Origin of the sequence: Burkholderia stagnalis (assembly GCF_902830275.1) — a bacterium.
GTDB classification, from domain to species: Bacteria; Pseudomonadota; Gammaproteobacteria; order Burkholderiales; family Burkholderiaceae; genus Burkholderia; species Burkholderia stagnalis.
Genome location: NZ_CADESW010000002.1, coordinates 124,137 through 150,279 on the forward strand (window position 1 = coordinate 124,137; position 26,143 = coordinate 150,279).

General features: G+C 67.5%; 25 protein-coding genes. 15 read left to right on the forward strand and 10 right to left on the reverse strand.

Translation table 11 applies throughout. The features are described from left to right. Positions 1–6: 6 nt before the first annotated feature. From HWY45_RS04345 to HWY45_RS04360, 4 genes are all read left to right on the forward strand, one after another. Positions 7–1,182, forward strand: a complete 1,176-nt coding sequence (locus HWY45_RS04345; protein ID WP_059883940.1) for a vWA domain-containing protein — start codon at positions 7–9, stop codon at positions 1,180–1,182. 49 nt (positions 1,183–1,231) lie between these two features. Further along, positions 1,232–2,440, forward strand: a complete 1,209-nt coding sequence (locus tag HWY45_RS04350; protein WP_059883941.1) for a benzoate/H(+) symporter BenE family transporter — start codon at positions 1,232–1,234, stop codon at positions 2,438–2,440. Positions 2,441–2,633: 193 nt separating this feature from the next. Then, a complete protein-coding gene (gene tal / locus HWY45_RS04355) occupies positions 2,634–3,587 on the forward strand; it encodes a transaldolase (protein ID WP_059801907.1) in 954 nt (317 codons plus the stop codon). Positions 3,588–3,771: 184 nt separating this feature from the next. Then, complete coding sequence (locus HWY45_RS04360) at positions 3,772–4,224, forward strand: VOC family protein (RefSeq protein WP_059566333.1); 453 nt, start codon at positions 3,772–3,774, stop codon at positions 4,222–4,224. A 63-nt stretch (positions 4,225–4,287) separates the two neighbouring features. On the opposite strand, the gene mctP is transcribed toward HWY45_RS04360, so the two are convergent. The 3 genes from mctP to HWY45_RS04375 all read right to left on the reverse strand — a co-directional run bounded on the left by mctP (position 4,288) and on the right by HWY45_RS04375 (position 7,193). Next, positions 4,288–5,838, reverse strand: coding sequence for a monocarboxylate uptake permease MctP (mctP, locus tag HWY45_RS04365; RefSeq protein WP_059883942.1), 1,551 nt, complete (start codon positions 5,836–5,838; stop codon positions 4,288–4,290). Further along, a complete protein-coding gene (locus HWY45_RS04370) occupies positions 5,835–6,077 on the reverse strand; it encodes a DUF3311 domain-containing protein (RefSeq protein ID WP_059566335.1) in 243 nt (80 codons plus the stop codon). Before HWY45_RS04370 ends, mctP begins: the two co-directional genes overlap by 4 nt. Positions 6,078–6,275: 198 nt before the next feature. After that, positions 6,276–7,193, reverse strand: a complete 918-nt coding sequence (locus tag HWY45_RS04375; RefSeq protein WP_059883943.1) for a class I SAM-dependent methyltransferase — start codon at positions 7,191–7,193, stop codon at positions 6,276–6,278. Between HWY45_RS04375 and HWY45_RS36715 the strand changes: the two genes are divergently transcribed. The 4 genes from HWY45_RS36715 (at position 7,192) to HWY45_RS04395 (ending at position 9,099) form a co-directional block, all read left to right on the forward strand. Then, a complete protein-coding gene (locus HWY45_RS36715; RefSeq protein WP_081063217.1) occupies positions 7,192–7,458 on the forward strand; it encodes a hypothetical protein in 267 nt (88 codons plus the stop codon). The genes HWY45_RS04375 and HWY45_RS36715 overlap by 2 nt on opposite strands. A gap of 15 nt (positions 7,459–7,473) precedes the next feature. After that, positions 7,474–7,734, forward strand: a complete 261-nt coding sequence (locus HWY45_RS04385; protein ID WP_059883944.1) for a hypothetical protein — start codon at positions 7,474–7,476, stop codon at positions 7,732–7,734. Between the two features lie 183 nt (positions 7,735–7,917). Next, a complete protein-coding gene (locus tag HWY45_RS04390; protein WP_059883945.1) occupies positions 7,918–8,478 on the forward strand; it encodes a hypothetical protein in 561 nt (186 codons plus the stop codon). Positions 8,479–8,511: 33 nt separating this feature from the next. Continuing rightward, positions 8,512–9,099 carry a hypothetical protein gene (locus HWY45_RS04395; RefSeq protein WP_059883946.1) on the forward strand — a complete coding sequence of 196 codons (588 nt, stop codon included), beginning with the start codon at positions 8,512–8,514 and terminating at the stop codon, positions 9,097–9,099. Between the two features lie 51 nt (positions 9,100–9,150). Here the strand turns inward: HWY45_RS04395 and HWY45_RS04400 are convergent, their stop codons facing one another. From HWY45_RS04400 to HWY45_RS04415, 4 genes are all read right to left on the reverse strand, one after another. After that, positions 9,151–9,627: a DNA-deoxyinosine glycosylase gene (locus HWY45_RS04400; RefSeq protein WP_059883947.1), complete on the reverse strand. Its 477-nt coding sequence runs from the start codon at positions 9,625–9,627 to the stop codon at positions 9,151–9,153. Next, positions 9,627–10,223: a chorismate--pyruvate lyase family protein gene (locus tag HWY45_RS04405; RefSeq protein ID WP_059883948.1), complete on the reverse strand. Its 597-nt coding sequence runs from the start codon at positions 10,221–10,223 to the stop codon at positions 9,627–9,629. Before HWY45_RS04405 ends, HWY45_RS04400 begins: the two co-directional genes overlap by 1 nt. Positions 10,224–10,231: 8 nt before the next feature. After that, positions 10,232–12,130, reverse strand: coding sequence for a molecular chaperone HtpG (htpG, locus tag HWY45_RS04410; RefSeq protein ID WP_059566340.1), 1,899 nt, complete (start codon positions 12,128–12,130; stop codon positions 10,232–10,234). A 132-nt stretch (positions 12,131–12,262) separates the two neighbouring features. Further along, positions 12,263–13,720: an aminotransferase-like domain-containing protein gene (locus HWY45_RS04415; RefSeq protein WP_059566341.1), complete on the reverse strand. Its 1,458-nt coding sequence runs from the start codon at positions 13,718–13,720 to the stop codon at positions 12,263–12,265. A gap of 300 nt (positions 13,721–14,020) precedes the next feature. Between HWY45_RS04415 and HWY45_RS04420 the strand changes: the two genes are divergently transcribed. The 6 genes from HWY45_RS04420 to HWY45_RS04445 all read left to right on the forward strand — a co-directional run bounded on the left by HWY45_RS04420 (position 14,021) and on the right by HWY45_RS04445 (position 21,590). Next, on the forward strand, positions 14,021–14,929 hold the full coding sequence (locus tag HWY45_RS04420; RefSeq protein ID WP_059883949.1) for a DMT family transporter: 909 nt from the start codon (positions 14,021–14,023) through the stop codon (positions 14,927–14,929). Positions 14,930–15,066: 137 nt separating this feature from the next. Beyond that, positions 15,067–16,248 (forward strand): aminotransferase-like domain-containing protein, encoded by a 1,182-nt coding sequence (locus tag HWY45_RS04425; RefSeq protein ID WP_059801900.1) that lies wholly within the window; start codon positions 15,067–15,069, stop codon positions 16,246–16,248. Between the two features lie 34 nt (positions 16,249–16,282). Further along, positions 16,283–16,750 (forward strand): RidA family protein, encoded by a 468-nt coding sequence (locus HWY45_RS04430; RefSeq protein ID WP_375782225.1) that lies wholly within the window; start codon positions 16,283–16,285, stop codon positions 16,748–16,750. A 13-nt stretch (positions 16,751–16,763) separates the two neighbouring features. After that, positions 16,764–17,663 carry a PhzF family phenazine biosynthesis protein gene (locus tag HWY45_RS04435; protein WP_059566344.1) on the forward strand — a complete coding sequence of 300 codons (900 nt, stop codon included), beginning with the start codon at positions 16,764–16,766 and terminating at the stop codon, positions 17,661–17,663. A 211-nt stretch (positions 17,664–17,874) separates the two neighbouring features. Continuing rightward, positions 17,875–20,214: a bifunctional diguanylate cyclase/phosphodiesterase gene (locus tag HWY45_RS04440; protein ID WP_059883950.1), complete on the forward strand. Its 2,340-nt coding sequence runs from the start codon at positions 17,875–17,877 to the stop codon at positions 20,212–20,214. 176 nt (positions 20,215–20,390) lie between these two features. Further along, the gene (locus tag HWY45_RS04445) at positions 20,391–21,590 is read left to right on the forward strand and encodes a chromate transporter (protein WP_059883951.1); all 1,200 of its coding nucleotides are present in this window, start codon (positions 20,391–20,393) and stop codon (positions 21,588–21,590) included. A gap of 9 nt (positions 21,591–21,599) precedes the next feature. Here the strand turns inward: HWY45_RS04445 and HWY45_RS04450 are convergent, their stop codons facing one another. Continuing rightward, on the reverse strand, positions 21,600–22,037 hold the full coding sequence (locus HWY45_RS04450; RefSeq protein ID WP_059566347.1) for a multidrug/biocide efflux PACE transporter: 438 nt from the start codon (positions 22,035–22,037) through the stop codon (positions 21,600–21,602). A gap of 111 nt (positions 22,038–22,148) precedes the next feature. Between HWY45_RS04450 and HWY45_RS04455 the strand changes: the two genes are divergently transcribed. Further along, positions 22,149–23,042 (forward strand): LysR family transcriptional regulator, encoded by an 894-nt coding sequence (locus HWY45_RS04455; RefSeq protein WP_059883952.1) that lies wholly within the window; start codon positions 22,149–22,151, stop codon positions 23,040–23,042. Between the two features lie 49 nt (positions 23,043–23,091). Here the strand turns inward: HWY45_RS04455 and HWY45_RS04460 are convergent, their stop codons facing one another. Both HWY45_RS04460 and parC read right to left on the reverse strand, forming a co-directional pair. Further along, positions 23,092–23,550 (reverse strand): CopD family protein, encoded by a 459-nt coding sequence (locus HWY45_RS04460; protein ID WP_017331527.1) that lies wholly within the window; start codon positions 23,548–23,550, stop codon positions 23,092–23,094. A 228-nt stretch (positions 23,551–23,778) separates the two neighbouring features. Continuing rightward, positions 23,779–26,100 carry a DNA topoisomerase IV subunit A gene (gene parC / locus HWY45_RS04465; RefSeq protein ID WP_059883953.1) on the reverse strand — a complete coding sequence of 774 codons (2,322 nt, stop codon included), beginning with the start codon at positions 26,098–26,100 and terminating at the stop codon, positions 23,779–23,781. Positions 26,101–26,143 lie beyond the last annotated feature (43 nt).

The following is a 26,143-nucleotide window of genomic DNA, read 5'->3' on the forward strand; positions in this document are numbered from 1 at the left end:
CCGGCCATGCTGCTCAATTTCTTCTACGCGCTGCGCGCAGCGAAGCTGCCCGTCTCGGTGAAGGAATACCTGACGCTGCTCGAATCGCTGAAGGCCGGGCTGATCGCGCCGTCGATCGACGCGTTCTACTACCTCGCGCGCATGACGCTCGTGAAGGACGAGCAATACTTCGACAAGTTCGACCAGGCGTTCGGCGCGTACTTCCACGGCGTGTCCGCGCTGCCGGCCGACGCGTTCGACGTCCCGCTCGACTGGCTCGAGAAACGGCTCGAGCGCGAGCTGTCGCCGGAGGAAAAGGCGCAGATCGAAGCGATGGGCGGGCTCGACAAGCTGATGGCGCGCCTGAAGGAACTGCTCGACGAGCAGAAGGAGCGGCACGAAGGCGGCAACAAGTGGATCGGCACCGGCGGCACGTCGCCGTTCGGGCACGGCGGCTACAACCCGGAAGGCATCCGCATCGGCGGGCCGTCGAACGGCAACCGCACCGCGGTCAAGGTGTGGGAAGCGCGCGCGTTCCGCGACTACGACGATTCGGTCGAGATCGGCACGCGCAATATCAAGGTCGCGCTGCGGCGGCTGCGCCGCTTCGCGCGCGAAGGCGCGGCCGAGGAGCTCGACCTGCCCGGCACGATCCGCAGCACCGCCGCGAACGCGGGCTGGCTCGACCTGCGGATGGTGCCCGAGCGCCACAACAACGTGAAGGTGCTGATGCTGCTCGACGTCGGCGGCTCGATGGACGATCACATCAAGCGCACCGAAGAGCTGTTCTCCGCCGCGAAGGCCGAATTCAAGCACCTCGAGTTCTTCTACTTCCACAATTGCGTGTACGACCACCTGTGGAAGAACAACCGCCGCCGCCACGCGGAGCGCACCGCGACCTGGGACGTGCTGCACAAGTTCACGCCCGACTACAAGCTGATCTTCGTCGGCGATGCGACGATGAGCCCGTACGAAGTGCTGCAGCCGGGCGGCTCGGTCGAATACAACAACCCCGAGGCCGGCGCGGTATGGCTGCGGCGGCTCGCCGACCAGTTCCCCCATCACGCGTGGCTGAACCCCGAGCCCGAGCGACTATGGGAATACCGCCAGTCGGTCGCGGTGATCCGCGACCTGCTCGGCCAGCGCATGTATCCGCTCACGCTCGCGGGCCTCGAAACCGCGATGCGCACACTCAGCAAATAACACCTGACGGCGGCCCCGCCCTCGCGGGCCGCGTTCCCCCGGAGTCACCATGAACCCGCCATCCGTCGCGGACACGGGCCGCGCGAGCGGCCGTTTTTTCTCGGATACCTCGGTATCCGCGCTCGTCGCCGGTTTCGTCGCGATGATGACCGGCTATACGAGCTCGCTCGTGCTGATGTTCCAGGCCGGCCGCGCCGCGCACCTGAGCGACGCGCAGATCTCGTCGTGGATCTGGGCGCTGTCGATCGGCATGGCGGTGACGACGATCGGCCTGTCGCTGCGCTTTCGCGCGCCCGTCGTCGTCGCGTGGTCGACGCCCGGCGCCGCGCTGCTGGTCGCGTCGCTGCCCGGCGTGCCGTATGCCGAGGCGATCGGCGCGTTCATCGTCTGCGCGCTGCTGCTGACCGCGGTCGGCGTGAGCGGCCTGTTCGACACGCTGATGCGCCGGATTCCCGCCGGCATCGCCGCCGCGCTGCTCGCCGGCATCCTGTTCGAGATCGGCATCGAGATCTTCCGCGCCGCGCAGCACCAGACCGCGCTCGTGCTCGCGATGTTCTTCACGTACCTGATCGTCAAGCGCGCGGCGCCGCGCTATGCGATCGTCACGACGCTCGCCGTCGGCACCGTGGCCGCGGGCATGCTCGGCCTGCTCGACTTCAGCCGGTTCCACGTCGCGTTCGCGAAGCCGGTGTTCACGGTCCCGGCGTTCTCGATCGCGTCGATCGTCAGCATCGGCATTCCACTGTTCGTGGTCGCGATGGCGTCGCAGAACGTGCCGGGCATCGCGGTGCTGCGCGCGGACGGCTACCCGACGCCGTCGTCGCCGCTGATCGCGACGACCGGCCTCGCGTCGCTCGTGCTCGCGCCGTTCGGCTCGCACGGCGTGAACCTCGCGGCGATCACCGCCGCGATCTGCACCGGCCCCGAGGCGCACGAGGATCGCGCGAAGCGCTATACGGCCGCGGTGTGGTGCGGCACGTTCTACCTGGTCGCCGGGATTTTCGGCGCGACGATCGCGGCGCTGTTCGCCGCGCTGCCGAAGGCGCTCGTCGTGTCGGTCGCCGCGCTCGCGCTGTTCGGCTCGATCATGAGCGGCCTCGCGAACGCGATGCAGGACGCGAAGCAGCGCGAGGCCGCGCTCGTCACGTTCATGGTCACCGCGTCGGGCCTCACGCTGCTGTCGATCGGCTCGGCGTTCTGGGGGCTCGTCGCGGGGGTCGCCACCCAGGTGATCCTCAACGCGCGCCGCCCGGCATGACGCCCGGGCGCGCGCGTCGCGGCGGGCGCAAACAGCATTCCCGCACGATCGTCCGCCGTGCGAAACATGCGCGACGCGAATCGGGCCTAGAATAACGGATCGGAAGCGGCGCCCCGCGCGCCGCTTCGCTTCGCCGCCGCGCACGCGCGGCCCGTGGGAACCCCGGCGCATCGCGCCCTCTTCTCGAATCGCCATGACTACCGCACTCGACCAGCTCAAGCAGTACACCACCGTCGTCGCCGACACGGGCGATTTCCAGCAGCTCGCGCAATACAAGCCGCAGGACGCGACCACGAACCCGTCGCTGATCCTGAAGGCCGTGCAGAAGGATGCGTACAAGCCGATCCTCGAAAAAACCGTCCGCGATCACCGCAACGAAAGCACCGACTTCATCATCGACCGCCTGCTGATCGCATTCGGCACCGAGATCCTGAAGCTGATCCCGGGCCGCGTGTCGACCGAGGTCGACGCGCGCCTGTCGTTCGACGCACAGCGCTCCGTCGATAAGGCGCACGAACTGATCAAGCTCTACGAAGCCGCCGGCATCGGCCGCGAGCGCATCCTGATCAAGCTCGCATCGACGTGGGAAGGCATCCGCGCGGCCGAGGTGCTGCAAAAGGAAGGGATCAAGTGCAACATGACCCTGCTTTTCTCGTTGGTGCAGGCCGCCGCGTGCGCGGAAGCCGGCGCGCAGCTGATCTCGCCGTTCGTCGGCCGCATCTACGACTGGTACAAGAAGCAGGCCGGCGCCGAGTGGGATGAAGCGACGAACGGCGGCGCGAACGATCCGGGCGTGCAGTCGGTGCGCCGCATCTACACGTACTACAAGACCTTCGGCTATGGCACCGAGGTGATGGGCGCGAGCTTCCGCACGACGAGCCAGATCGTCGAGCTCGCCGGCTGCGACCTGCTGACCATCAGCCCCGATTTGCTGCAGAAGCTGCAAGACAGCAACGAGACGGTCGCGCGCAAGCTGTCGCCGGAAACCCTCACGGACGCGCCGGCCGCGCGTGTAGCAATCGATGAGCCCGCCTTCCGCTTCCAGCTGAACGACGACGCGATGGCGACCGAGAAGCTCGCCGAAGGCATCCGCACGTTCGCCGCCGATGCGGTGAAGCTCGAGAAGCTGATCGACGCGCTGCGCTGACGCGTCAGCGGCTGGCAGCAGCGCTGTCAGCAGCCGACAGCAGCCACGCCGGAAACGGCCGCGAACCGCGTGTTCGCGGCCGTTTTATTTTTCATGCCTCGGTCAACCTCGCGCACTACAATCCACGTCACGGGCGCGTCGGCCGCTTCCCGATGCGCCCTTCCCGTTCAACAGGAGACAGACGATGCGAGTCGAACCGTATTTGACTTTCTACGGACAGGCCGAAGCAGCACTTCAGTTCTACGAAAAAGCGCTCGGCGCGAAGACGATGTTCAAGATGCATTTCAAGGACGCGCCGCCGAACCCCGAGCACCCTGTCACGCCCGAGATGGCGGACAAGATCATGCATGCGAGCTTCACGATCGGCGAGTCGACGATCATGTGCTCGGACGGCGATTGCCGCAATACGGGCGGTACGCACACCGGCTATTCGCTGTCGCTGAACCCGGCGACCGTCGACGAAGGCAAGAAGCTGTTCGACGCGCTTGCCGACGGCGGCGAGGTGACGATGCCGTTCGGGAAGACCTTCTGGGCGCTCGGCTTCGGAATGCTGAAGGACCGCTTCGGCATCCAGTGGATGGTCAACGTCGAGGATCTGTCGCAGCGCGACGAGCTCGCGCAGCGCGCAAAGGGCTGACGAGAAAAACCGCCCGCCACCTTCCGGTGGCGGGCGGTTTTGTTTTTGCGCGCACGCAGCGCGTCAGCCTTCGACGACGTCCAGATAATCCTCCGGCCGCGTGCGGTCTTCCGCATGCGACATGCCCATCGCGCGCACCAGCACGCTGACGACGATCGCGACGACGAGGTTCACGGCCAGCGACCACACCGCCGCATACCCGGGAATCGCATAGCCGAACAGGTGGATCGTGAAGATCGAGCTCGCGAGCTTCAGCGAGGCCGCCATCCACGTGCCGCACACGATGCCCGCGGCCCAGCCGGCCAGCAGGCCGCGATAGTCGAGCATGCGCGTGTAGAGGCCGAGCACGATCGCGGGCAGCGTCTGGATGATCCAGATGCCGCCGAGCAGCTGCAGCTGGATCGCATAGGTCAGCGGCAGCCCGAGGATGAATGCGACCGCCCCCACCTTCACGATCAGCGACACGAGCTTCGCGACGTGCGTCTCCTGCTCGTGCGTCATGTTGCGATTGACGAACTCGCGGTGGATGTTGCGCGTGTACAGGTTCGCGGCCGCGATCGACATGATCGCCGCCGGCACCAGCGCGCCGATGCCGATCGCCGCGAACGCGATGCCGACGAACCACGATGGAAAATACTCGAGGAACAGCGCGGGCACCGCGAAGTTCGGGCCGAACGCCTTGAAGTACGGCGCGTACTGCGGCATGTCCTTCACGCCCGACGCGAGCGCCATGTAGCCGAGCAGCGCGAGCAGGCCGAGCACGAACGAGTACGCGGGCAGCATCGCCATGTTGCGGCGGATCGAGTTGCCCGACGACGACGACAGGATCGCCGTGACCGAATGCGGATACAGGAACAGCGCGAGCGCCGAGCCGATCGCGAGCGTCGCGTATGCGCTGAAGCCGTTCAGACTTGCGGCGTCCGGCGCCTTCAGCAGCAGCTTCGCGGGCGGCACGTGGCCGAAGATCTGGCCGAAGCCGCCGAGCTTCGCCGGAATCACGATGACTGCCGCGGCGATCGTGATGTAGATCAGGATGTCCTTCACGATCGCGATCATCGCGGGCGCGCGCAGGCCCGACGTGTACGTGTATGCGGCGAGGATCGCGAACGCGATGATCAGCGGCAGGTCGCCGACGAAGCCGGTCGTGTCGAAGCCGAGCGCGCCGATCACGACCTCGATGCCGACGAGCTGCAGCGCGATGTACGGCATCGTCGCGAGGATGCCCGTCACCGCGATCGCGAGCGCGAGCATCCGGCTGCCGTAGCGTGCGTTGACGAAGTCGGCGGACGTCACGTAGCCGTGCCGCTTCGCAATGCTCCACAGCTTCGGGAACACCACGAACGCGAACGGATAGATCAGGATGGTGTACGGCAGTGCGAAGAAACCCATCGCGCCCGCGCCGAACACCAGCGCCGGCACCGCGACGAACGTGTACGCGGTGTACAGGTCGCCGCCGAGCAGGAACCACGTGACGATGGTGCCGAAGCGGCGGCCGCCGAGGCCCCATTCGTCGAGATGCGCGAGATCGCCGCGCCGCCAGTTCGCGGCGAGAAAGCCGATGATCGTGACGCCGATGAACAGCAGGACGAAGACGAAGGTAGCGGCAAGATTCATCGACCGTCTCCTTGCGTGCCGCCTGCCTTCCACGCGTTCTTGGTCTTGAAGTAGACGAGCGCGGTGATCACCGCGCTAATGAAAACCCACAGCAGCTGATACCAGTAGAAGAACGGAAAGCCGAACCATTGCGGATCGACCTTGTTGTACGACGGCACCCAGACCATCGCGATCAGCGGCAGCACCAGCAGCCAGAGCCAGCGCTTGGCGGCCCGGTTGGCGTCGGCATCGTGAGCCATGACGTCTCCTCATCATTCCCGGTTGTCGGTTTTCTTGAACGGGTACGGCGGCGAGAGGAGCGTCGAAACGGGTAAGCTGCGGCTCCCCTGGCTTCGCGCCAGTATAGGAGCCGCAAGCGGCCGGTCAAGCAGGGACGAACCCGAGGTGATCCGTCCCCGCCGAGCGGTTGCGCCGGCATGCTGCCGGCGCATGAAGCGTCAGATGGTGAACGCGGCCGCGCGCGGCGCAACCGACGCTTTCAAAGCTTTCACCCACTTGCGCGCGGGCAGCTTCAGCGTGTCCTCGATCAGCGCCGCACGCGCGTCGAGCTGCGCGAACGGCACGTCGAGCGCGGGGCCCGAGAATGCGAGCGCGATCCGGTTGCCGTCGTGCACTTCGGGCAGCGCGATCACGCGGTTGTCGAACGCCGTGTTCAGGTGCTTCATGTTGCGCACGAAGCTCGGATGGTCGCCGAACAGGTTGATCGTCGCGATGCCCGCGTCGGCGAGGCAGCCGCGCACCGCGCGGTAGAACGCGACGCTGTCGAGCACCGGGCCGCGCGCGGTGGCGTCGTACAGGTCGATCTGCAGCGCGCCGATGGTGCCGCGGTTGGCCGGTTCGTTGACGAAATCCCACGCGTCCGCTTCGTGCACGGCGAGGCGCGCGTCGTCGGGCGGCAGCGCGAACATCGTGTGCGCGGCGACGATCACGGCCGGGTTCAGCTCGACGGCCTCGACCTTCGCCTGCGGCAGGAAGCGGTGCGCGAACTTGGTCAAGGCGCCCGTGCCGAGCCCGAGCTGCACGACGCGCTCGGGGGTTTCGAGGAACAGCAGCCACGCCATCATCTGCTGCGCGTATTCGAGCTCGATGTGCAGCGGCGTGGAAATCCGCATCGCACCCTGCACCCATTCGGTGCCGAAGTGCAGGAAGCGCACGCCGCCCTCTTCGGAGAACGTAACGGGCGCGAAGCGCGGCTTGCGCGGCGCTTCGAGCACGGGCACGTCGTCGTTTTCGTCGATGTCGGTGCGGCGCTTCACGCGCGGCGGCCGGAGTTTCGCGGAGCCGTTGTACGCGGACGGTTCGTCGCGCTTGAATGCGCGCGCCTCGGCGGACGCGCGCTTGATCAGTCGGGTCATGAATGAATCTCGCAGGGGTGAGGCGGGTTTTGCGGACGAGAGGATAGCATTGGTGCGGGGCAGCGAGCTGCCGAACGCTTCCGGAATCGCAACACTCGAATCGTCGCCGTTCACCTGCCGCAAAGTCCATCCATCGATGCCATTTCTGCGGAAACTGATCATTCCGTTCGGTGCAGCCGGCTATGTTGCGTTGTTCGAGATCGACGACAGCCGATCGGTAACGATCCTCGCAGTACGTCGACAGAGAGAAAGCAACTACCACTGACGACGGGAGGATCGCATGGACCCGAACTCGAAGACGATCTGGTTCCCGGCCAAGCGCTACGGGTGGGGATGGGGTTTGCCGGTCACCTGGCAAAGCTGGGGGGCGCTGCTTCTGTACATGCTCGGACTCGTCGCGAGCGTGTGGCTTCTGCCGCCGAACCGGGTGCCATATGCGTTCGGCGCGTGCGTTGCGGAGTTGTCCGCCGCGCTGATTGCCATTTGCTCGGTGAAAGGCGAGAAACCGGGATGGAAATGGGGCGACGGCGATCGAAACTGAGTGGCGTCGCTCACCCGCCGCGCGATTCAAGATTTGCGATTCCGTGCCGATATTTCCGAACGGAGGCCAAATCGAATTCCACCAGACAAAACCTCACGCTTATATCCGCCGATCGCGCGCCGGGCGACATTGCTTTACACGTCCCCGTGTAAGCCGACTTTAGCAATCAAAGGTAATTCAAATATGCCCAACGTTGTCCGTACAGTCGGCCTGATCGTGCCGATCGTGTTATTGAGCGCGTGTTCGATGATCGCTCCGCCGTATTCCCCCGCTGTCGACAATATTCAGTCGCTCAAGAATGCCACGACCGCGCACGCGAAAATCGGCGCGTTCGAATCCCGCCCGGATACCACCAATCGGTACCCGGTCCCCCTGCGCGCAAACCTGATGAAGTCCCCGGTCGGGGATTCGTTCGGCGCCTATCTTGCCGACGCGATGACGAAGGAATTGCAGATGGCCGGCAAGCTCTCCGCGCAAAGCGATGTCGAGATCAAGGCGACGCTACTGGAAAACGACATCGACGTCGGCATGGCCACCGGCGCGGCGAGACTGTCGGCGCGCTTCATCGTGATGCGCTCCGGCGCAGTGCGCTACGACCAGGTCAAATCCGCGCACACACAATGGGATTCGGCGTTCGCGGCAATGATTGCCGTACCGAAAGCACGCGAAGAATATCCGCTCGCCGTGCAAAAGCTGCTCGGCGAGCTATATGCCGATCCCGCCTTCCTCGAGGCAATTCAATAACGTTATCAACCACACCACGAGAGACCAAGCACAATGGCATTGATTCGAATGATTGCAGCAGCAGCCGTGGTCGCGGCATTATCCGGCTGTGCGCACGAGATTTCGCTGACCGGCGACGCGAGCAAGATTCCTGCCCTGTCGACCTCGCCACTCGACAAGACAGTGGGTCTTGTCATCACGGATGATCAGTTGTCGCGGGAAGTGATTACGCCGGGCGGCGGCGGCGACAAGGTGAGCTATCGCCCGTACCACGACCTCGAATTGCCGATTTACGTCGGTCTCGGCCACGTATTCAAGAATGTGACCAAGCTCAAGAGTGCGCCGGACGCGGCAACGATTCAGGCCAAGCATCTCGATTACGTGATCACGCCGACGATCAAGACGACGTCGTCGTCCCCCAGCCCCTTCACGTGGCCGCCCACGGACTTCTCGGTCACGCTCGCCTGCACCGTGGCGGACCCGAGCGGCCAGACCGTTGTCACCGCGGACGTGACGGGTACCGGCCACGCGGAGTTCAGTGAATTCAAGCGCAACTTCGGCCTGGCCGGGCAGCTTGCAACGGCCGATGCGGTGTCCAAGCTGCAATCCGCGCTGGCAAAGGCGCCCGAATTGCAAAAGTAGAGTTGCAGGAACGGCGCGGCTGAAACGACCGACGGTTCGGTCGCGCCGCGGTCAGCCGCGGATTCCCTGCCAGAAGACGAGCTTCTGCTCGAACGAAAGCATCGCATTCGCCGGGCTCGACGAAGGCAGCACCAGCGTCTCATATCCCGCCGCGCCGATCACTTCCGCAAACCGCCCCGCCGTCTTGCCGTTGAAACACACCCTCTTCAGCAGCGGCGCATGCTCCCGCAACGAATCGAAGTCATTCGGCTTCGCATGGCGAATCGCCGAATCGAGACTGCCTTCGCGATGGCACGCGGCGAGCACGTCCCAGATGCCGATGCCATGTGTGAGCACGCGTTCGAGCCGCGCGTCATACGCGAGTTCGTGCAGCGCCGGCTCGCCCAGCACCGTACCCAGCAACCGCCAGAACTGATTGCGCGGATGCGCGTAATACTGCGCCGCATCGAGCGACGCCTCGCCGGGAAAGCTGCCGAGGATCATCGTATGCGTGTCCGGCCCCACGACCGGCGGAAAGCCTTGCAGCATCACGCGCCCTCGACCGATCCGCCCGGGCGCGGCCCGTCGCCATACGCATCGATATGCCGCCACAGCGCGGGCAGCATGCATTCGGTCACCATCAGCGGCGCACCGTGCCGCTGGAACACCGAGCGCCGCGCGGCGAACGCATGCGGCGCCCGGGCGCCGGCGAGCGCGTGCGTCGCGAGCGCATACAGCGGATGGCCGGCGATCACGCGCCGGCTGACGAGCGTCGAGCGCTCGACCTGCGGATCGCTGTACAGCAGCTCGGCGAGCGGCCGCGTGCGCAGCCGCCGTATCGCCTGCCAGATCCCCTTGCTCGCGGCGAGCGGCGCGATGCTGTGCGCGGCGACGTACGGCGTGCCGTCGACCGACAGGATCACCTCGCGCACCCACATCGGCGCGCGCGGCGCGCTGGCGAGCGCCGCATGCTCGTCGAACCACGGGCAGTCGACCGCCTCGCGGGTCACGCGCACCGTCACGCGGCCGAGCCGCGCGAGGTGCGCGGTCAGCGAGCCGCCGCGCGTCAGCCAGTCGCGCTGATCGAGCGTGCAGCCGGGCCGGGGCGTCTCGCGCCAGCCCGCCCGGGCGCCGTCGAATCGCATCCGCGCGGTCACGCGGTGCGCGACAGCAGCAGCGCGTTGGTCCGCTTCACGAAGCTGGCCGGATCGTCGAGCGTGCCGCCTTCAGCCAGCAGCGCCTGGTCGAACAGCAGGTGGCACCAGTCGCCGAAGTCGGCGCTGTCTGCGCTCAGCTGCTTCACGAGCGCGTGCTCGGGGTTGATCTCGAGGATCGGCTGCATCGCCGGCGCGTTCTGGCCGGCCGCCTTCAGCATCCGCTGCAGGTAGCCGCTCATGTCGTTGTCGTCCGCGACAAGGCACGACGGCGAATCGGTCAGGCGGAACGTGACGCGCACGTCCTTCACCTTGTCGCCAAGCGCTTCCTTCATCTTGTCGACCACCGGCTTGATCGCCTCGCCCGCCTCGTCCTGCGCCTTCTTCTCGTCGTCGTTCAGCGCGCCGAGATCGAGGTCGCCGCGCGCGACGCTCGCGAGCGGCTTGCCGTCGAAGTCATGCAGGAACGACAGCATCCACTCGTCGACGCGGTCGGTCAGCAGCAGCACCTCGACGCCCTTCTTGCGGAACACCTCGAGGTGCGGGCTGTTCTTCGCGGCCTGCCATGCATCGCCGGTCACGTAGTAGATCTTGCTCTGCTCGGGCTTCATGCGCGCGACGTAGTCGGCGAGCGACACGTCCTGCGCGTCGCTGTCGCCGTGCGTCGACGCGAAGCGCAGCAGCTTCGCGATGCGTTCGCGGTTCGCGTGATCCTCGCCGAGGCCTTCCTTCAGCACCTGGCCGAACGCGCGCCAGAACGTCGCGAACTTCTCCTTGCCGGCATCGTCCTCGGCGTTCGCGAGCTCTTCGAGCATCGACAGCACGCGCTTGGTCACGCCTTCGCGGATCGCCTTCACGTCGCGGCTTTCCTGCAGGATCTCGCGCGACACGTTGAGCGGCAGGTCCGCCGAATCGACGACGCCCTTCACGAAGCGCAGGTACTGCGGCAGCAGCTGCTCGGCGTCGTCCATGATGAACACGCGCTTCACGTACAGCTTCAGGCCGCCGCGGTAGTCGCGGTTCCACAGGTCGAACGGCGCGTGCGACGGCACGAACAGCAGCTGCGTGTATTCGCTGCGGCCCTCGACGCGGTTGTGCGTCCACGCGAGCGGATCCTGGTGGTCGTGCGCGATGTGCTGGTAGAACTGCTGGTACTGCTCGTCGGTGATGTCGCTCTTCGAGCGGGTCCACAGCGCGCTCGCCTGGTTGACGGTCTCGTCCTCGTCCTTCAGGACCATCTCGCCCTTTTCCTGATCCCACTCTTCCTTCTGCATCAGGATCGGCAGCGCGATGTGATCCGAGTACTTCTGGACGATCGACTTCAGACGGTGCGACGACAGCAGCTCGTCCTCGCCCTCGCGCAGGTGCAGCGTGATCGTCGTGCCGCGCTGCGCGCGCTCGATCGCGTCGACCGTGAAGTCGCCCTCGCCCGCGCTTTCCCAGCGCACGCCTTCGCTTGCCGGCAGGCCCGCGCGGCGGGTCTCGACGCTGATCTTGTCCGCGACGATGAAGCCCGAGTAGAAGCCGACGCCGAACTGGCCGATCAGCGCCGCGTCCTTCTGCTGGTCGCCGGACAGCTTCGAGAAGAATTCCTTGGTGCCCGAGCGCGCGATCGTGCCGAGGTTCGCGATCGCCTCGTCGCGGCTCATGCCGATGCCGTTGTCTTCGATGGTGATCGTGCGCGCGGCCTTGTCGTAGCCGATGCGGATGCGCAGGTTCGGATCGTTCTCGTAGAGCGCGTTGTTCGCGAGCGCCTCGAAGCGCAGCTTGTCAGCCGCGTCGGACGCGTTCGACACCAGTTCGCGCAGGAAGATTTCCTTGTTGCTGTAAAGCGAATGAATCATCAGGTGGAGGAGCTGCTTGACCTCTGCCTGAAAGCTCATCGTTTCGTGTGCCATGGATGCGGTTTCCTCTTACTTGAACTTGAATGGTGTGAGCCCGGTGCCCGGCGCGCGGCACCGGGCGGGCAATGCGCGCCTATCTGGGGACGGCCGACGCGATTTCAAGGGCCGCGGGTGGGCGGCGCGGCGTCACGACGCCCGCCGCGCGACCGATTCCAGATACCGCGACAAAAACGCCGGCAGCGCCGGATCGCCGCAGTTCGCGATATTGAACCGCGTCCACGTCGACGGCGACTGCTGCGGCGAGAACAGGCTGCCCGGCGTCAGCAGGAAGCCTTCCTCGTGCGCGGCCGCCGCGAGTGCGTCCGAATCGACGCCCGTGTCGGCCCACAGGAACATCCCCGCGGCAGGCGCCGTGAACAGGCGCAGGCCCGTGCGCTCGAGCATCCGCGCGGTCTTGTCGCGCACGCCGTCGAGCCGCGCGCGCAGCCGCTCGACGTGGCGCCGGTAATGCCCTTCGGTCAGGATCTTGTACAGCACCCGCTCGTTGAGCTCGGGCGTCGTCATGCCCACCAGCATCTTCTGGTCGGTGATCGCCTTCGCGATCTCCGGCGCGCACGCGACGTAGCCGACCCGCAGGTTCGCCGCGAGCGTCTTCGAATAGCTGCCGAGGTAGATCACGCGCTTGAGCTGGTCGAGGCTCGCGAGCCGCGTCGCCGGATAGCTCGGCGGGCACAGGTCGCCGTACACGTCGTCCTCGACGACGAGGAAATCGTACGCCTCCGCGAGCTTCAGGATCCGGAACGCCTGCGCGGCCGACAGCGACGTGCCGGTCGGGTTCTGCAGCACCGAGTTGATCACGAGCATCTTCGGGCGCCACATCTGCACGAGCGTCTCGAGCGCGTCGAGATCTGGGCCGTCCGGCGTGTACGGCATGCCGACGAGCTGCGCGCCCTGCGCGGCGAAGCGGCCGAACATCTGGAACCACGCCGGATCGCCGACGATCACCGCGTCGCCCGGGCGCACGTAGATCCGCGAAATCAGGTCGATCGCCTGCGTGATGCCCGACACGAGCACGAGCTGGTCGGGCGTCACGCCGATCTCGACTTCGGCGAGCCGCGTCTGCAATTGCTGGCGCAGCGGCAGGAAGCCCTGCGCGGTGCCGAAGCCGAGCATCTGCGCGCCGGCCTGCCGCCCGAGCGCGCGCAGCGCGCCGGTGATCAGCTCGCCGTCGAGCCAGCGGCCCGGCAGGTAGCCGAGCCCCGGCCCCTTTTCCGGGCTGACGGTGTGCAGCATGTTGCGCAGCAGCCAGACGACGTCGATCGTGTTGTGCACGGGCGCCGCCTCCGCGCCGCGCGCGCCCGGCTCGACCGGCTGCGGGCCGGCCACGCGCTCGCGCACGTAGAAGCCCGAGCCGCGCCGCGAATCCAGGTAGCCCTGCGCGACGAGGCGCTCGTAGGCCTCGACGACGGTGAAACGCGACACGCTCTTGTCGAGCGCGAGCTTGCGGATCGACGGCATCCGCATGCCGGGCCGGAACACGCGCTCGTCGATGCGACGCCGCGCCCACTGGACCAGCTGGTCGACCAGCGTGAGCGTGGCGGAATCGTGCGGGGCGGGAATCTGCGCGAGTGGGACGATGGACATGAAGGTCGCTCCAACTGTACCGAAGGGTATCGCGGCGATTGTACCGTTACTGTGCCGGTCCGCACGATTACAGTGGATCGCATCGGGCGCTGCGTGCCAGCCGCGTACCAGCCGTTTCCCCCGCCAGGCAACGCGCAGCGGCCGGCGCCCGCACGGGATCGCCGGCCGCTCGCCCACCATTACACTTGCGTTTGTTTCGACGTTCATGGCAGCCCGTCCCGTGACACTCGACCATCCGGTCATCGCCGCGCGACCGCCGAACATCGATACACGGATCCACGTTACGGAGACACCCTCGTCATGAATTCGCGCGAAACCCGGGGCATGCTGCTCGGCCTCATCGGCGTGATGATCTTCAGCCTGACGCTGCCGATGACGCGCATCGTCGTCACCGAGCTGCATCCGCTGCTCAACGGGCTCGGCCGCGCGCTCGCGGCCGCGGTGCCCGCCGGCCTGCTGCTGTGGTGGCGCCGCGAGCCGCTGCCGACCCGCGCGCAGCTGAAGGGCCTCGCCGTCGTGTCGGCCGGCGTGATCGTCGCGTACCCGGTGTTCTCGGCGTGGTCGATGAAGACCGTGCCCGCGTCGCACGGCGCGGTCGTCAACGGGCTGCAGCCGCTGTTCGTCGCGCTGTACGCGGCCTGGCTGTCGCACGAACGGCCGTCGAAGGCGTTCTGGGTCAGCGCGGTGGCAGGCAGCGCGCTCGTGATCGCGTACGCGCTGCGCGACGGCGGCGGCACGCTCCAGGCAGGCGACGCGCTGATGCTGATCGCGGTCGGCGTCGGGGCGCTCGGCTACGCGGAAGGCGCGCGCCTCGCGCGCCAGATGGGCGGCTGGCAGGTCATCTGCTGGGCGCTGGTCGTCTCCGCGCCGTTCCTCGTGCTGCCGGTCGGCTGGCTCGCCTGGGCGCACCACGCCGCGCACCCGGGCCCGCTCGCGCTGCGCACCGTGCTCGCGTTCGGCTACGTGACCCTGTTTTCGCAGTTCATCGGCTTCTTCGCGTGGTACGCGGGCCTCGCGCTGGGCGGCACCGCGCGCGTCGGCCAGGTGCAGCTGCTGCAGATCTTCTTCACGATCGCATTTTCGGCGCTGCTGTTCGGCGAGACGGTCGCGCCGTCGACGTGGCTGTTCGCCGCCGCCGTGATCGCGACCGTGATGCTGGGCCGGCGCGCCGCGGTCGCCGTGGCGCCCCGACCCGCTCGCGCTGGCTGAAATGGTGAGCCATAATGTTCATTTTGCCGACCCGGCCGCACTCGACCGTTCGCGTTTACCCGGCCTATCCGGCCGCATCCGACCGACCGTGTTCGACCGACTTTCCTGACTGACCCGACTATCCGAACGAGGAGACTATGAATCCGAGCGACCTGCATCCGCCGCACTGGCAACTTTCCGAACGCGCCCGCAAGCTCACGAGCTCTGCGATCCGCGAGATCCTGAAGGTCACGGAGCGTCCCGAGGTCATCTCGTTCGCCGGCGGCCTGCCCGCGCCCGCCACGTTCCCGGCCGAGCGCATGCGCGCCGCCGCCGACCGCGTGCTGCGCGATGCGCCCGCTGCCGCACTGCAGTACAGCGCGACCGAAGGCTACCTGCCGCTGCGCGAGTGGATCGCCGAGCGCTACAACGTGCGCGTGTCGCAGGTGCTGATCACGACCGGCTCGCAGCAGGCGCTCGACCTGCTCGGCAAGGCGCTCGTCGATCCGGGCAGCCCCGTCCTCGTCGAAACCCCGACCTACCTCGGCGCGCTGCAGTCGTTCTCGCTGTACGAGCCGCACTACGTGCAGGTGCCGACCGACGAGCAGGGCCTGCTGCCGGAAAGCCTCACGCCCGAACTGACCCAAGGCGCGCGCCTGCTGTACGCGCAGCCGAACTTCCAGAACCCGACCGGCCGCCGCATGCCCGTCGAGCGCCGCCGCGCGCTCGCCGCGTTCGCGCAGTCGAGCCCGTTCCCGGTGCTGGAGGACGATCCGTACGGCGCGCTCAACTACCAGGGCGAGCCGCTGCCGACCATGCTGTCGATGGCGCCCGACCACATCGTGCACCTCGGCACGTTCTCGAAGGTGCTCGCGCCGGGCCTGCGGATCGGCTACATCATTGCCCCCGAGGAACTGCACTTCAAGCTCGTGCAGGCGAAGCAGGCAACCGACCTGCACACGCCGACGCTCACGCAGCGCATCGCGCACGAAGTGATCAAGGACGGCTTCCTCGACGAGCACATCCCGACCATCCGCCAGCTGTACGGCGCGCAATGCGACGCGATGCACGCCGCGCTCGAGCGCCACATGCCGGAAGGCGTGACGTGGAGCCGCCCGGAAGGCGGCATGTTCATCTGGGTGAAGCTGCCGCAGCAGATCGACAGCATGAAGCTGCTCGCGGACGCGGTCGACAACCACGTCGCCTTCGTGCCCGGCGCGCCGTTCTTCGCGAACGATCCGCAGCAGAACACGCTGCGCCTGTCGTTCGTGACGGTGCCGCCCGAGAAGATCGAGGAAGGCGTCGCGCGCCTCGGCAAGCTGCTGCGCGAGCGTCTCTGATCGTCCCCTTTCCTTTAATGACTTGTTGCGAGGAATCGAACGCATGGCCAACGTCTACGACAAACTGAAATCGCTCGGCATCGAGCTGCCGACCGCCGGCGCCCCCGCCGCCGCCTACGTGATGAGCGCGCAAAGCGGCAACACGGTCTACCTGTCCGGCCACATCGCGAAGAAGGACGGCAAGGTCTGGGCCGGCAAGCTCGGCGCCGACCTCACCACCGAGGACGGCAAGGCGGCCGCGCGCGCGATCGCGATCGACCTGCTCGCGACGCTGCACGCGCATACGGGCGACCTGAACAAGGTCACCCGCATCGTCAAGCTGATGAGCCTCGTCAACTCGACGCTCGAGTTCACCGAGCAGCACCTGGTGACGAACGGCGCATCCGAGCTGATCGCAGAGGTGTTCGGCGATGCGGGCAAGCATGCGCGCTCGGCGTTCGGCGTCGCGCAGATCCCGCTCGGCGCGTGCGTCGAGATCGAGCTGATCGCCGAAGTCGCGTAACGCGAGCCGCCCGATGCCCGTTCGCTTCAAGCAGGTCGACGTCTTCACGTCAGTGCCGTTCAAGGGCAATCCGCTCGCGGTCGTGTTCGACGCCGATGCACTCGGCGACGACGACATGATCGCGATCGCCCGCTGGACCAATCTGTCGGAAACGGCGTTCCTGTGCGCGCCGACCGATCCCGCCGCCGACTACCGGGTGCGGATCTTCACGCCGGGCGGCGAACTGCCGTTCGCCGGCCACCCGACGCTCGGGGCCGCGCACGCGTTTCTCGACGGCGGCGGCGTGCCGCGCGCGCCGGGCCGGCTGGTCCAGCAGTGCGGCGTCGGGCTGGTCGAGTTGCGCAAGCAGGCCGACGGCTGGGCGTTCGCGGCACCGCCCGCGCGGGTCACGCCGGTCGCCCGCGCGGACTATGCAGAACTCGAGGCGACGCTGCGCAGCCCGGCGCTCGACCTGAGCGCCGAACCGTGCGCAGTCGACAACGGCGCGCCGTGGCTCGTCGTGCGGATGCAGTCGGCCGACGCGTGTCTCGGCCTCGCGCCCGACCTGGCGGCGCTCGGCGCGCTGACGCACCGCTACGGCGCGCACGGCCTCGCGGTCTACGCGCCGCATCCGCCGGGCGGCCCGGCAACGTTCGAAATCCGCTGCCTGATGACGGGCGACGGCTTCGGCGTCGGCGAAGATCCAGTCACCGGCAGCGCGAACGCCGCGGTGGCCGGGCTGCTGACCCGCCAGCAACGGCGCCCCGGCCTGTCGTACACGGCCCGCCAGGGCACGGCCATCGGCCGCGACGGGCGCATCTCCGTCAACTACGACGGCGACACCATCTGGATCGGCGGCCCCGCCGTCACGGTCGTCGACGGCACCTTCCATGGGACGGCCGTCCGCGGGGCGTCCGAGCACCCTACCGTCTGATATTTCGCGGCGCGCCATGCGCGCCGCGCATCCCGGCGCTATGCTTACCCAGCTATCGCAAAAACGATCCAGCCAGTAATATCGGGCCTAATCCGTCGCCTGGGGGTCTGTGCACACATGCGCATTCCGCAAATGAACAGCCTCTGACGCGACCCCAATATTCAGCCATCCTGCTGGATGGCGCACGCGAGCCAGGACGCCGCACCCTTCGATGAGCTCCGCCCGGTCATCCCATTCGCCGTCGACGCGACCGCTGCGCACGCCGCGCAAATCGCGCCGCCGGGCGCTGTTCGCCATCCCGCTGCTCGGGATGCTGGCGCTCGCCCTGCTGTGGGCCGTGATCGTCGCGCGGATGTCGGTCGAGAAGGACAGCGCGTTCAAGGAAGCGGCGGCCTCCGCGGCGATCCTGTCGTCGGCGCTCGAACAGCACACCGTCAAGGCGATCCACCAGGTCGACCAGATCACGCGCTTCGTCAAGTTCGAATTCGAGAAGTCGCCGGCGAACTTCAACCTCGCGAGCGCCGTCGAGAAAGGCGTCGTGCCGAGCGACACGCTGATCCAGGTGTCGCTCGTCAACGCGAAGGGCATCCTGTTCGCGAACACCGCCGATCGACATCCGCAGCCGATCGACCTGTCCGACCGCGAGCACTTCAAGGTTCACGTGAAGCGCAACGAGGACCAGCTCTATATCAGCAAGCCCGTGCTCGGCCGCGTGTCCGGCCACTGGACGCTGCAGATGACGCGCCGCCTGAACAATCCGGACGGCAGTTTCGCGGGCGTCGTGGTCGTGTCCGAGGATCCGAGCTACTTCACGAACGACTTCTACAACAACGCGGCGATCGGCAAGGAAGGCGTGATCGCGGTCGTCTCCGACGCGGGCGCGGTGCTCGCGCGGCGCACCGGCTCGGTCAACAACGCGCCGGGCGCGTTCTCGGCGTCCGGCGTCTACCCGCTCGCCGAGCGGGTGTCGGGCACGATCGTCGATCCGATCGATGGCGTGACGCGCATCGTGTCGTACCGCCATCTCGACGGCTACCCGCTCGCGGTGATGGTCGGCCTGTCGCAGGCCGAGGAATTCGCCGACTACAACCACACGCGCAACGTCTACCTGCTGATGACGAGCTTCATCACGCTCGCGATGCTCGCGTTCTTCGGCGTCGCGACGGGGCTCATCGGCAAGCTGCTCGGCCGCGAGCGCGAGATGACCCAGCTCGCCGAATACGACCTGCTCACCGGCCTCGCGAACCGCTACGCGACGCTGCGCGGGCTGCGCAACGACGTGTCGATGCCGTCGAGCCTGTCGCGGCTCGGCCTGCTGTTCATCGACCTCGACAATTTCAAGACCGTGAACGATACGCTCGGCCACAACGCCGGCGACATCGTGCTGCAGATGACGGCGTCGCGCCTGTCCGACGCGGTCGGCGACGAAGGCGCGCTCGCGCGCATCGGCGGCGACGAGTTCGTCGTCGTGATGAAGGGCGACGACGTCGAGCGGCGCGCGGTGCGGCTCGCCGAGGTGATCATCCGGATGTTCGGCGAGCCGTTCGACGTGCGCGGCAGCTCGTTCGTGCTGCACGCGAGCATCGGCATCGCGCTGCACACGGTCGCGAACGAAAGCGAGATCGACCTGCTGAAGAAGGCCGACCTCGCGATGTACAGCGCCAAGGACGCCGGCAAGAACTGCTACCAGTTCTACGCGCCGCACCTGTCGCACCGCGCCGATCACCTGATGCGCTGGGAGCAGCAGCTGCGCGTCGCGCTGGCCGAAGGGCAGCTGTTCCTCGCGTACCAGCCGAAGATCGACCTCACGCACCGCCACATCACCGGCTTCGAGGCGCTCGCGCGCTGGGATCACCCGGAGCACGGGATCATCTCCGCGAACGAATTCATTTCGATCGCCGAATCGACGGGCCTCATCGTGCCGATCGGCGATTTCGTGATCCGCACCGCATGCGAGCAGATCGCGCGCTGGCGCGACGACGGGCACGATACGCTCACGCTCGCCGTCAACATCTCGCCCGTGCAGTTCTGGCGCGGCGACCTGATCGAGACGATCTCGCGCACGCTGCAGGAAACCGGCATCGAGGCCGGCCGCCTCGAGCTCGAGATCACCGAGACCGCGATGATGGAATACCCGGAGCTCGTCTCCGAGAAGATCGTCGCGCTCAAGAAGCTCGGCATCCGCATCGCGCTCGACGATTTCGGCACCGGCTACTCGTCGCTGTCTTACCTGCACCGCTTCTCCGTCGACACGCTGAAGGTCGACCGCTCGTTCGTGCAGGCGATTCCGAACGACCGCAGCGTCTGCGTGATGGTGTCGTCGATCGTGCATCTCGCGCGCTCGCTCGGGCTGACCGTCGTCGTCGAGGGCACCGAGACCGAGGAGCAGGTCGCGTGGCTGTCGGCGCTCGGCGAGATCGAGGCGCAGGGCTTCCTGTTCTCGCGCCCCGTGCCCGCCGACGCGATACCCGCGCTGCTCGCCCGCTTCGGCGTGCGCGGCGACCATGCGCACGTCGTCCCGCACCGCGCGACGGGCAGCACCGGCGCCTGAACGGCGGCGCCGACCGGTTTGTTTCGTTCACCGATCGGCTGTTTATATAGTGTTTTCGCGCATGGCAGCGCCGCGCGTTGCGTCGGACAATGCGCAAGGCAGCTATGACCATGGCCCGCACCTCCCATATAACAGGGGCCGTTTGCGCGAGCGGGGGCCCGCGCCCGAAACAAGCCATGATGAGCGTCGAAGTCGAAGCCGCACCGCGCGTGGAGCAGGAATCCCTGTGGACCTTGTTCAAGGTCGTCACGGGCATCTCCGCTGTGTCCTGGGGCGGGCTCGCCATGATGGCGCAGCTCGAGCGCCACTATGTCGAGCGCATGCAGCGCATCGAGCCGCGTGCGTTCGGCGATCTCGTCGCGCTGGCCTGGCTCGTGCCAGGCCCCGTCGGCTGCAACGTGGCGGTGCAGATCGGCCAGACGCTGCACGGCCGCGCCGGCGCCTGGATCGCCGGCTTCGCGAGCGTGCTGCCGTTCTTCGTGATGATGACGCTGTTCGCGATCTTCTATCGCACGCCGTTCGTCCGCTCCCTCGCCGCGCCCGTGATGCTCCACCACTTCAGCATGGTGCTGGCCGCGCTGATCGGCGTCACCTGGGTCAAGCAGCTGCGCACGCTCGTGCGCGCGCGGCTCGAGCAGGCGATCGCTGCGCTGTCGACGATTCTGCTCGCTTTCGCGCATAGTCCCGCGTCGTTCGTCGTGATTCTGTTCGCCGCGTTTGCAGCGGGCTGGCTGACCGGGCCGTCGCAGGACGACACGGTCAACTTCACGCTGTCGCGGCGCGACCGCAAGCTGCTCGTCGTGCTCGCGGTGTTCGTCGTGCTGTTCGCATTGCCGCTTCCGGGCGGGTATCAGGCGCTGCTGTGGCCGCGGCTCGCGGGCGCCGGCATGACGCTGTTCGGCGGCGGCTTTTCCGCGCTGCCGGTGCTGAAGGCGCTGTTCGTGTCGCCCGAGACCGGCATCTCCGATCACGACTTCACGCTCGCGTTCGCGCTGTCGCCGGTGTCGCCGGGGCCGCTCCTGAACGTCGTGCCGTTCCTCGGCTACCTGACGGACGGCTGGCGCGGCGCCCTGCTCGCCACGGCCGCGCTGTTCATTCCGTCCGGCTGCCTGGTCGTGTTCGCGCAGCGCCACCTGTTCAGGCTCAAGCGCCATTCGCGCTTCGAGCACGGGATGCGGCTGCTGCGCGCGGCGACCACCGGGTTCCTCGTCGTCGCCGTCGTGAAGATCCTGCACCGCGAGCCGGCCGACCCCGTCTACTGGTTCACCGGCGTGTTCGCAACGCTCTGTTTCGCGTGCTTCAAGGTGCCCGTGTTCGCGGTGTACGGCGCGGTCGCGATCGCATGCGGCGCATGGCTCTGGGCCGCCGCGCACTGAGCGCGGCGCTCAGGCCGCGACGCGCCGCGCCAGCCGGCGCGCCCGCAGGTGGTCGTACGCGAGGTTGAAGCAGAACGTGTAGGGCAGGAAGAACAGCACGATGCCGAGGTCGAGCAGCAGCGCCTCGAGCAGGCCGACGCCGAGCCACCATGCGGCGAGCGGCACCACCATCGCGACGAGCCCCAGCTCGAACGCGACCGCATGCACGATCCGCATGCCGAGGTTGCGCACCCAGCCGAAACGCCGTTCGAGCCGGTCGAACAGCGTGTTGAACGTCATGTTCCACGCCATCGCGATCAGCGACACCATCACCGTCAGCGCGCCGACGTGCGACACCGGCATGTCGAGCAGCCACGCGCCGACCGGCGCGCACAGCGCGATCGCGACCAGTTCGAACGTCAGCGCGTGCACGAGCCGTTCCGTCACCGTTTTATTGGGATGTTTCATCTCAAACCTCCGATCCTGTGTCATCCATGGCCGCCATTCTGATCGGTTGAACCGCGCCAATCCAATTGGTTATCATCGGTTTTTCCGATTGAACGACACCCGGAGCCCTGGATGCGCCACGCCCCCGAAGCCTTGCTCGCGTTCGCCGAAGCCGCGCTGCTCGGCTCCTTCACCGCCGCCGCGCGCAAGCTCGGCAAGCGCCAGTCGACGATCTCCGAGGCGATCGCAAACCTCGAGATCGATCTCGGCGTGCAGCTGTTCGACCGCTCGACGCGCACGCCGACGCTGACCGACGCCGGGCGTGCGCTGCTGCCGCAGGTGCAGCGCGCGCTGGACGCCGGCGCGGCGATCGACCGCGCGGCCGCGCGGTTCGCGCGCGGCGAGGAGGCGCGGCTGACCTTCGTCGTGTCCGATACCTACCAGTCGCAACGCTACGAACAGACGCTGACCGCGCTCGCGCAGCGCTTCCCGGCGCTGGAACTCGAATGCCAGATCGCCGAGCACGAGGACGTGCTCGACCTGATCCGGCAAGGCCGCGCGCAAATCGGGCTGATGGCCGCGCGCGCGGCCTACCCGGCCGACATCGGCGCGGCGACAATCGCGGAGGAATCGGAGATCGGCCTGTTCGTCGGGCGCACGCACCCGCTCGCGGCCTGCGGCGACGCCGAGGTGCCGTACGCGGCGCTGCGCGACGCGCGCGAGCTGCGGCTCAACACGTACGCGACGCCGGAAGGCCAGGGCCCGGGCGGCGAAAACAGCCCGCTCGTCGCCGGCACGCAACGCTGGTCGGCGCCGAGCTACCTGATGCTGCTGGAGATGGCGGTGCTGGGGTTCGGATGGACGGAGCTGCCCCGCTGGATGGTCGAGCACTTCGCGCGCGACCGGCTCTGCGAGCTGCGCGCACGCGGCTGGCCGCGCCGGGTGCGGGTCGATGCGGTGTGGTCGCGCAACCGGCCGCTCGGCCCGGCCGGCGCGTGGCTGCTCGATGCGATGCTGGCCGACTGAGCGGCCGGCCCAGTGGCCAACCGAGCCGCGCGCGGCGCGCGGCCGATGATCAGAAGCCGCGCGACAGCACGGCCGCGCCGACCGTGACGACGCCGAGCACGATGTTGACGACGACGAGCAGGCGCACCGCGTTCACCGCGCGTGCGCCGTCCGGCCAGTTCTGCGCCTGCACCGCGCGGCGGATGCGCGGGAACAGCGCGAAGCGCACGTGGCCGAAGATCAGCATCATCACGACGCCGAGGCCCGCCATCGCGTGCAGCGCCCAGGTCGCATGCGCGCCGCCGAACTGCATCAGCAGGAAGCCGCCGGTGAGCAGGATCACGATCACCGAGCCGGCGACCCAGTTGAAAAAGCGGCCGAACACGCCTTCGATCAGCGGCAGCCGCAGTTGCGGCGACAGGTCGGACAGCGCGGGCCGCAGGCAGAAGTTCGCGAACACCATGCCGCCCACCCACACGGCGACGGCCAGCAGATGAAGAAACAGCGCGACGGCGATGGCGTGGGACATGTCGGGAATCCTGTTCTGTTATGAGTTGAATGCGGCAAACCAGCCGGGCGCCCGGCGCGCCCGGCATCAAGCGACGTTCGACAGGCATGCCCCCGCGCGGTTCAGGCCGGTGGCGGAATTTCACAATATTTTGCAAATGCCGGATGACGATCCGACGCGCCCCGATGAAAAAAGGCCGCACGTCCGCCGAAGCGGCCGTGCGGCCCGGGGTGCCGCGACGATGCGTGCTCAGCCGAGCAGCGGACGCAGCTCGGTGACGACCTTGAGCTTCGTGTCCGGCGTGCGGCCCTTGCGCGCGCGCTTGCCGACGTGCGGCGCGAGCGCCGCGTACGACATCGTCTCGTCCATCGCCTTGCCGCCGCGGCCGGTGCCGATCAGCACCACGCCGGCCGGATCGATCGCGAGCGCCTGCACGAGCGTTTCCTTGCCCTCGAGGGCCATCAGGATCACGCCGCGGCCGCCGCCCGACAGCGTCTTCATCTCGTCCATGCCGAACACCAGCAGCCGCCCGTCGCTCGACAGGCACGCGACCTGTTTCGCGTTCGGCAGCACCGGCATCGGCGCAAGCGGCGCCGCGCCGTCGTCGATCGTCATGAACGCCTTGCCGGCCTTCACACGGCTCACCATGTCGCCGACCTTCGCGAGGAAGCCGAAGCCGTTGCTCGACGCAAGCAGCAGCTGCTGATCGGCCGACGCCGCGTAGTAGTGCATCAGGTGCGTGCCGGATTCGAGCTCGACCAGCGACGTGACGGGCACGCCGTCGCCGCGGCCGCCCGGCAGCACCGACACGTCCACCGAGTACACGCGGCCGCGGCTGCCCCACGCGATCAGCCGGTCCGGCGTGCGGCACTGGAACGCCGCATACAGGCTGTCGCCCGCCTTGAACGAGAAGCCGGCCGGGTCGAGCCCGTGGCCCTTCAGCGCGCGCACCCAGCCCTTCTGCGACACGACGACCGTCACCGGCTCGTCGACCACCTTCGCCTCGAACGTCGCGCGCTTCTCCTGCTGGATCAGCGTGCGGCGCTCGTCGCCGTACTGCTTCGCGTCGGCCTCGATCTCCTTGATCATCAGCCGCTTCATCGCGCTTTCGTTCGCGAGCAGTTCCTCGAGCTTCGCCTTTTCGTCGCGCAGTGCCTCGAGTTCCTTCTCGATCTTGATCTTCTCGAGCCGCGCGAGCTGACGCAGACGGATTTCGAGGATGTCCTCGGCCTGGCGCTCGGAGAGGCCGAACGCGCTCATCAGCGCGGCCTTCGGCTCGTCCGACTCGCGGATGATGCGGATCACCTCGTCGATGTTCAGGAAGACGATCATCCGGCCTTCGAGGATGTGGATCCGGTCGTCGACCTTGCCGAGACGGTGGCGGCAGCGGCGCGTCATCGTCAGCTGGCGGAACTTCACCCACTCGTCGAGGATCGTCAGCAGCCCCTTCTGGCCCGGCCGGCCGTCGGCGCCGATCATCACGAGGTTCAGCGTCGCGTTCGATTCGAGGCTCGTGTGCGCGAGCAGCGAATTGACGAACTCCGTCTGGTCGATCGTGCGCGACTTCGGCTCGAACACGAGCCGCACCGGCGCTTCCTTGCCCGACTCGTCGCGCACCGCGTCGAGCAGGTCGAGCATCGTCTTCTTCGTGTTGAGCTGCTCGGGCGTCAGCGTCTTCTTGCCGAGCTTCAGCTTCGGGTTGGTCAGCTCCTCGATTTCCTCGAGCACCTTCTGGCCCGACGTGCTCGGCGGCAGCTCGGTGACGACGAGCTGCCACTGGCCGCGCGCGAGATCCTCGATCTTCCAGCGCGCGCGCACCTTCAGGCTGCCGCGGCCCGATTCGTAGGCCGCCGAGATTTCCGCGTCGCTCGAGATGATCTGGCCGCCGCCCGGGAAGTCCGGGCCTGGAATCAGCCCCATCAGCTCCGCGTGCGTGAGCTTCGGGTGGCGGATCATCGCGACCGCGGCCGCCGCGACTTCGCGCAGGTTGTGCGACGGGATTTCCGTCGCGAGGCCAACCGCGATGCCCGACGCGCCGTTCAGCAGCACGAACGGCAGGCGGCCCGGCAGCAGCTTCGGCTCCTCGAACGAGCCGTCGTAGTTCGGCATGAAGTCGACCGTGCCCTGGTCGATCTCGTCGAGCAGCAGCTTCGCGATCGGCGTGAGCCGCGCTTCCGTGTAACGCATCGCCGCCGCGCCGTCGCCGTCGCGCGAGCCGAAGTTGCCCTGCCCGTCGATCAGCGGATAGCGCAGCGAGAAGTCCTGCGCGAGACGCACGAGCGCGTCGTAGGCGGACTGGTCGCCGTGCGGATGGTATTTGCCGAGCACGTCGCCGACGACACGCGCGGACTTCACCGGCTTCGCGTCGGGGCCGAGGCCCATTTCGTTCATCGCGAACAGGATGCGGCGCTGCACCGGCTTCTGGCCGTCGCAGACGTCCGGCAGCGCACGGCCCTTCACGACGCTGACCGCGTAGCTGAGGTAGGCCTGCTCCGCGTAGTTGCCGAGCGTCAGCGTGTCGCCCGCGGGCGCGTCCGGCTCGGGAAAGAGATCGGGAGTGTTGTCGTCCATCTGAATTCCGTATTCTTGGGTGGCGCAAGTCAGGACCGGGCGT

Excerpts from the sequence above, each read along its gene's own strand:
- HWY45_RS04360 (WP_059566333.1), top strand. The coding sequence starts at position 3,772 with ATGCGAGTCGAACCGTATTTGACTTTCTACGGACAGGCCGAAGCAGCA.
- HWY45_RS04420 (WP_059883949.1), top strand. The coding sequence starts at position 14,021 with ATGAATTCGCGCGAAACCCGGGGCATGCTGCTCGGCCTCATCGGCGTG.
- HWY45_RS04385 (WP_059883944.1), top strand. The coding sequence starts at position 7,474 with ATGGACCCGAACTCGAAGACGATCTGGTTCCCGGCCAAGCGCTACGGG.
- HWY45_RS04455 (WP_059883952.1), top strand. The coding sequence starts at position 22,149 with ATGCGCCACGCCCCCGAAGCCTTGCTCGCGTTCGCCGAAGCCGCGCTG.
- HWY45_RS04390 (WP_059883945.1), top strand. The coding sequence starts at position 7,918 with ATGCCCAACGTTGTCCGTACAGTCGGCCTGATCGTGCCGATCGTGTTA.
- HWY45_RS36715 (WP_081063217.1), top strand. The coding sequence starts at position 7,192 with ATGAATGAATCTCGCAGGGGTGAGGCGGGTTTTGCGGACGAGAGGATA.
- HWY45_RS04415 (WP_059566341.1), bottom strand. The coding sequence starts at position 13,720 with ATGTCCATCGTCCCACTCGCGCAGATTCCCGCCCCGCACGATTCCGCC.
- HWY45_RS04370 (WP_059566335.1), bottom strand. The coding sequence starts at position 6,077 with ATGGCTCACGATGCCGACGCCAACCGGGCCGCCAAGCGCTGGCTCTGG.
- HWY45_RS04375 (WP_059883943.1), bottom strand. The coding sequence starts at position 7,193 with ATGACCCGACTGATCAAGCGCGCGTCCGCCGAGGCGCGCGCATTCAAG.
- HWY45_RS04425 (WP_059801900.1), top strand. The coding sequence starts at position 15,067 with ATGAATCCGAGCGACCTGCATCCGCCGCACTGGCAACTTTCCGAACGC.
- HWY45_RS04440 (WP_059883950.1), top strand. The coding sequence starts at position 17,875 with ATGAGCTCCGCCCGGTCATCCCATTCGCCGTCGACGCGACCGCTGCGC.
- HWY45_RS04445 (WP_059883951.1), top strand. The coding sequence starts at position 20,391 with ATGATGAGCGTCGAAGTCGAAGCCGCACCGCGCGTGGAGCAGGAATCC.
- HWY45_RS04345 (WP_059883940.1), top strand. The coding sequence starts at position 7 with ATGCTGCTCAATTTCTTCTACGCGCTGCGCGCAGCGAAGCTGCCCGTC.
- HWY45_RS04350 (WP_059883941.1), top strand. The coding sequence starts at position 1,232 with ATGAACCCGCCATCCGTCGCGGACACGGGCCGCGCGAGCGGCCGTTTT.
- HWY45_RS04450 (WP_059566347.1), bottom strand. The coding sequence starts at position 22,037 with ATGAAACATCCCAATAAAACGGTGACGGAACGGCTCGTGCACGCGCTG.
- HWY45_RS04460 (WP_017331527.1), bottom strand. The coding sequence starts at position 23,550 with ATGTCCCACGCCATCGCCGTCGCGCTGTTTCTTCATCTGCTGGCCGTC.
- HWY45_RS04400 (WP_059883947.1), bottom strand. The coding sequence starts at position 9,627 with ATGCTGCAAGGCTTTCCGCCGGTCGTGGGGCCGGACACGCATACGATG.
- htpG (WP_059566340.1), bottom strand. The coding sequence starts at position 12,130 with ATGGCACACGAAACGATGAGCTTTCAGGCAGAGGTCAAGCAGCTCCTC.
- parC (WP_059883953.1), bottom strand. The coding sequence starts at position 26,100 with ATGGACGACAACACTCCCGATCTCTTTCCCGAGCCGGACGCGCCCGCG.
- tal (WP_059801907.1), top strand. The coding sequence starts at position 2,634 with ATGACTACCGCACTCGACCAGCTCAAGCAGTACACCACCGTCGTCGCC.
- HWY45_RS04405 (WP_059883948.1), bottom strand. The coding sequence starts at position 10,223 with ATGCGATTCGACGGCGCCCGGGCGGGCTGGCGCGAGACGCCCCGGCCC.
- mctP (WP_059883942.1), bottom strand. The coding sequence starts at position 5,838 with ATGAATCTTGCCGCTACCTTCGTCTTCGTCCTGCTGTTCATCGGCGTC.
- HWY45_RS04435 (WP_059566344.1), top strand. The coding sequence starts at position 16,764 with ATGCCCGTTCGCTTCAAGCAGGTCGACGTCTTCACGTCAGTGCCGTTC.
- HWY45_RS04395 (WP_059883946.1), top strand. The coding sequence starts at position 8,512 with ATGGCATTGATTCGAATGATTGCAGCAGCAGCCGTGGTCGCGGCATTA.